The 1,363-nt window shown below is 60.2% G+C and carries 1 protein-coding gene; it reads left to right on the forward strand.

Annotated elements, in window-relative coordinates:
- The coding region (locus tag HIJ39_RS22940; protein WP_169103342.1) for an IS4 family transposase at nucleotides 1-1,292 on the forward strand (1,292 nt) is incomplete at its 5' end.
- Nucleotides 1,293-1,363: the final 71 nt, after the last annotated feature.

The raw sequence follows: 1,363 nt of genomic DNA on the forward strand, positions 1-1,363 counted from the left end.
TGTCGGTTGCCTCCGCATACCAAGGAGATTGGGCTGGGCTGAAGGCAGCCTATCGGTTTTTTGACAATCCCTCGGTGGACCCTACCGCACTCCTTGCATCGCATCGCGAAGCGATGTGGGCACGTCGTACCCCGCACAAATGGATCTTGATCGCCCAAGACACGACGACGCTGAACTTTACGGGACACCGGGCGACGGAGGGGCTGGGACCGATTGAGTATCGGTGGGACCGGGGTCTCTTCGTGCATAGTGCGTTAGCCATGACGGCAGAAGGGGTTCCGTTGGGGATCGCGGCCCAAAAGATTTGGGTGCGAGACCTTGCAGAATACGGTAAAAGTGCCCGCCGGGAGACGCTGCCGATCGAGCAAAAGGAGAGCTATCGCTGGTTGGAAACCGCCCGGGCGGCTACGGTCCGCCTGCCGGCCGACAGCGAAGCCGTCATCATCGGCGATCGGGAATCGGACATTTACGAGTTGTTTATCATGGCTATCCAGGAACGACGGCATATTTTGGTGCGAGCGTCGTGGAATCGGCATCTTTACAAACACCCGACCCGACAGCTCTGGCCCGCAGCGGAAGAGGCTCCCGTGGTAGGGACGTCGGTCATTGAAGTCCCGCGCAAGCCGGGACAATCCGTCCGGACGGCAACTCTTGAACTCCGCGCGACAACGGTGACGTTGATGCGCCCACACGGCAAGCGGCGTGCGGGGATGGACCCCATCCCGTTGCAAGTGGTCTTGGCACGTGAAGTAGAAGCGCCGAACGACATACGGCCGATTGAGTGGCTCTTACTCACCACGTTACCCGTCGACTCGGCGACGGATGCAGCCCGGTTGGTGCGGTGGTATACCTACCGGTGGCGCATCGAGCGCTTTCATTACGTCCTAAAAACCGGCGGATGCCATGTTGAGCGCCTGCAATTGTCGACATTAGATCGCTTGACGCGCGCCATCACGCTGTATTCTATCATTGCGTGGCATATCCTCTGGCTGACGTACCAGGTGCGGCTCGATCCCCAGCACGACTGTAGCGGGGTCTTTTCTCCGCTCGAAGTCGCCGTTTTGCGCCGTCTCGTCCTACACCAACGCCCCCGACAGGGACCGCGCGCGGCACCTCCGGACCAAGAGCCACCCCTGACCTTACACGACGCGCTTCATGCGATTGCCAAACTCGGAGGGTTCATCGGGCGCCGGCGTGATGGCGACCCCGGCGTCAAGACCCTGTGGCGTGGATATCGCCAATTACAATGGATTTTGTGGGGCGTTGACCAATCGGTTTTACTCCGGGATTGAGTGTCCCAACTGACCCGTTGCGGCCGCAACGGGCTTCAGCCATACCTCGATTATTGTCAGCGAAGCCCCGG

Source organism: Sulfobacillus harzensis (genome assembly GCF_012933365.1).
GTDB lineage: Bacteria > Bacillota > Sulfobacillia > Sulfobacillales > Sulfobacillaceae > Sulfobacillus_B > Sulfobacillus_B harzensis.